3 protein-coding genes, 1 tRNA gene and 3 pseudogenes are annotated in these 3,150 nt (G+C 47.0%); 1 reads left to right on the top strand and 6 read right to left on the bottom strand.

The genetic code is table 11. The features are described 5' to 3' along the window. Window positions 1–449 precede the first annotated feature (449 nt). Window positions 450–728, bottom strand: a pseudogene (locus C7N83_RS13500) (Ag473 family lipoprotein); the annotation flags it as partial. A gap of 167 nt (window positions 729–895) precedes the next feature. Here C7N83_RS13500 and C7N83_RS13495 point away from each other — a divergent pair. Beyond that, window positions 896–971 (top strand) — tRNA-Lys (locus tag C7N83_RS13495). Window positions 972–1,035: 64 nt separating this feature from the next. On the opposite strand, the pseudogene C7N83_RS13490 reads toward C7N83_RS13495, so the two are convergent. The 5 genes and pseudogenes from C7N83_RS13490 to C7N83_RS15015 all read right to left on the bottom strand — a co-directional run. Further along, a pseudogene (locus C7N83_RS13490) lies at window positions 1,036–1,997 on the bottom strand (tyrosine-type recombinase/integrase). Further along, the gene (locus tag C7N83_RS13485; protein ID WP_106743245.1) at window positions 1,913–2,245 is read right to left on the bottom strand and encodes a helix-turn-helix domain-containing protein; all 333 of its coding nucleotides are present in this window, start codon (window positions 2,243–2,245) and stop codon (window positions 1,913–1,915) included. The pseudogene C7N83_RS13490 and the gene C7N83_RS13485 overlap by 85 nt, the downstream one beginning before the upstream one ends. Further along, window positions 2,245–2,502, bottom strand: a complete 258-nt coding sequence (locus C7N83_RS13480; protein ID WP_106743244.1) for a lipopolysaccharide heptosyltransferase — start codon at window positions 2,500–2,502, stop codon at window positions 2,245–2,247. The genes C7N83_RS13485 and C7N83_RS13480 overlap by 1 nt, the downstream gene beginning before the upstream one ends. Then, window positions 2,496–2,948, bottom strand: a complete 453-nt coding sequence (locus tag C7N83_RS13475) for a hypothetical protein (protein ID WP_106743243.1) — start codon at window positions 2,946–2,948, stop codon at window positions 2,496–2,498. The genes C7N83_RS13480 and C7N83_RS13475 overlap by 7 nt, the downstream gene beginning before the upstream one ends. Continuing rightward, window positions 2,948–3,150: pseudogene (locus tag C7N83_RS15015) on the bottom strand (conjugal transfer protein TraL); the annotation flags it as partial. The gene C7N83_RS13475 and the pseudogene C7N83_RS15015, both read right to left, overlap by 1 nt.

The following is a 3,150-nucleotide window of genomic DNA, read 5'->3' as shown; positions in this document are numbered from 1 at the left end:
TGCCGGAGCAATGCGCCGATAGGGCTTTTCCGGCACATTGAAAACGGAAAGCTTCGATGAAGACGGTGCGCTGCCGGCAACGATCATAAATGATTACATACTGCAATCATGAACGCTTGAGTCTGGATTTAAAAAAGCTGAGCCCCGTTGCCTGCAGAACTCAGCTTGAAAAGGCTGTTTGAGAAACATTCTTAACTTGCCCAAAGGTTGGGGGACAGTTCAGATGTTTTCAGACGGCCTTTTTAGGACGTGTCCTCATTTTGTCTGCGTCGCCGATTTTCGAGCAGAAAGGCGCGTATGCAAGGCGATACTCAAAGAGAGCAGTTTGACACGCTGCGCCGGTAAGGTCAGACGCATTGCGCGCATTTCCAATGCAGCAGACGGATTTTTATGCCGGAAAGTGCCGTATGATGAAATGAAGACACGCCCTGATGAAACAACCAAGATTATTTGGTTGCTGCGTCTTTGGCTTCTTGGGCTGCGTCTTTAGCTGTTTCAACGGCTTTTTCAGCTGCGTCTTTAACATCAGCCGCGGCTTCTTTGGCTGTTTCAGTCATGGCAGAAGCGGCATTATCAGTGGCTTCTTTTACCGCAGCAGCCGCATCGTCTACCGCACTTTTGGCATCAGAGGCTATGGCTTGCGCCGCTTCTTTAGATTCTTGTTTGGCTTCTTGCGAACAAGCCGCCAAACCGGCCACCATCATTGCAGCAATCAGAAATTTTTTCATGTGTTATCCTTTCATTATCAACATATCGGTTTGTGAAGCCGATGGAAAATCATAGCATAACGTATGGATTGCAGCAGCTTTATTTCGATAAAAATCTCCCTGAAGAAAAAATTTTAAAAAAAGGTGTTGACGGCATCAAACACTATCCCTATAATGCGCAGCTTATCGGGTCGTTAGCTCAGTCGGTAGAGCAGCGGACTTTTAATCCGTTGGTCGAAGGTTCGAATCCTTCACGACCCACCAGTTTTTTCAAGCCTAAACAATCATTTAGGCTTTTTTCTTTATAACCATCTACTCGAAGGTGTGTCTAATTTGTGTCGAAATCGAGATCAACACCGTCCAATAATGCAGCATGTTCGTGCAGATGTTCCGGCGCAAGATGAGCATACCTTTCACCATGCTGATGCTTTCCCATCCTCCCATCTCTTGCAATGCCGCCAGCGGTACACCTGCCTGAACCAGCCAACTCGCCCATGTATGACGCAAGTCATGCCAGCGGAAGTCGGTAATACCTGTATCTGCCAGCGCATTTTTCCAAATCCGCGAACTGATACTTTTTACCGGACGGCCGTTGGGATAGGTAAAAACAAATGATGGGTGTTTTCCCATCTGTTTTTCCAGCACACCAAGCGCCGTCTGATTCAATGCAATACCTATGGCACGCCCGGATTTAGCCTCGTCAGGATAAATCCATGCCGTTTTGCGGCTCAGATTGATTTGTTCCCATTTCAGTTTCAAAACATTCCGTTGCCGTAACCCTGTATTCAGACTGAACAAAGCCATATCCGCTATGTATTCGGGTAAGGCAGCTACCAATCTTTGGGCTTCCGGACGGTTAAGCCAGCGAATGCGCCGTTTAGCTTCGCGGTAAAGCGTTATTTTGGGTACATCATCCAACCACTGCCATTCTTTTGCAGCCTTGTTCAAAATAGCTCTAATCAACGCAAGGTAGCGGTTTTTGGTGCTATCCGAACAGCTAAAGCTGCCGATGGTGTTCATGATGAAATCACGGCTCAAATGGTGTAAAAAAATGCCTTTGAATTTCGTCAAACCGCGTAAACGGCTGATGTCATCTTGAATGCTTTTCTTTTTATCTCCTTGCTCCTTAATCCATCGGACGGCTGCTTCTTCCCACAACCGTTCGGGTTTTCTTCCCAAATGTCGCTGCTGCCATAGCTCGTAAGCTAGTTTGTCGTGCAGTTTTTGGGCTTCTTCCCTGATTTTGGTGCCAGTAGACTGTCTAATTCTGCGGCCGCCTTCAGTTGTGATGTCAATATACCATATGCCATTGTTTCGTTTGTAAATCGGCATTTTTCTTCACTCCTACTTTTGAGCGAAGCCTGCACTTGTGCATTTTCCAGTTCGTCTAAAAACTCGTCAAGCGCGGCTTTTCTGATACAGTAGCTCCGTCCGGGTTTGGCCGCTTTCAGACGGCCTTCGCGGATATGCTCTCTTATCGTTTCAGGGTGGCATTTGCAGTATTCCGCAGCTTCGAAGACATCGTAGGTTGTTTTCATTAAATACTCCTAATTTCATAAACCGGATATGCCGCATTTTCCAGCAGTAAAGCCAATTTCCTGATTGCCGCATACCTTTTGATACGCGGCTCCAACATTAGGAAACTGACAGAGCTGATATAGAAAAGCAGGCAGAGATAGCCCTGCCTGTCCGTATTAATCGGAACCAGTCGGTAATGTAGAAATTGGGCTTCTGTTGGAACAAATGACGGATGTACTTTTATCGTAGGAACCGTTGTTTTGTCTTCTGTCAGCATAAAGTCTCCTGCAAAAGCTCCAGAACCAAGATAACGGCAATACCAAACAGTGCGGTCATCAGCCCAAAACGGTTCATCTTTGCGGCAATTCCATCTGCCAATGCCTTGTTCTGAGCCACAATCTTAGGCTGCATAGCCGCATAAATACGGCCTTCGCTTTCTTTAAGTTGCTCATCGCTTTTGACCAGTAATTCTGCCAAAATCTGCTCCCGATAGGTTTTTAACTCTTCCGCCGCCGTTACCGTGGCTTTCATCGAATCATCCATTTCCGCTGCGTACCCGGCCAAGCCTTTCTGAATGTCAATTCGCTGTTCGTCAAATAAGGCTTTCAGACGGGCTTCCTGTACCAGCAGAATGCCGATAATAGGGTCACCTGCTGTCAGCTTGATGCCTGAAGCACGGAATACATCGGCGATGACGGTTTCCACATCTGCCTGTTTATTCATCATACTTCCTCTTCGCTTGTACCCGCTTGAGTAGCCAAGAATGGGATTTTGTCTAATTGTTCATACAAATCACGTTGCACCGTGCGCAAGCGTTGGCGCGGCATCAGGCCGAACAATTCCGAAGATTGGGCTTCGCTCAAGGTCAGATTCGCGCTGGTCATTTTTTTAATGTCCGCGCCGAATGTATCAGGGTTGCGGTTCA

The organism is Neisseria iguanae (assembly GCF_003013245.1).
Classification (GTDB): domain Bacteria; phylum Pseudomonadota; class Gammaproteobacteria; order Burkholderiales; family Neisseriaceae; genus Neisseria; species Neisseria iguanae.
This window is presented reverse-complemented; position numbering and strand designations above follow the sequence as displayed.

What these genes read in the sequence shown, in the direction of transcription:
- C7N83_RS13475 (WP_106743243.1), bottom strand. Translation starts at nt 2,948, where the DNA reads ATGAATAAACAGGCAGATGTGGAAACCGTCATCGCCGATGTATTCCGT.
- C7N83_RS13485 (WP_106743245.1), bottom strand. Translation starts at nt 2,245, where the DNA reads ATGAAAACAACCTACGATGTCTTCGAAGCTGCGGAATACTGCAAATGC.
- C7N83_RS13480 (WP_106743244.1), bottom strand. Translation starts at nt 2,502, where the DNA reads ATGCTGACAGAAGACAAAACAACGGTTCCTACGATAAAAGTACATCCG.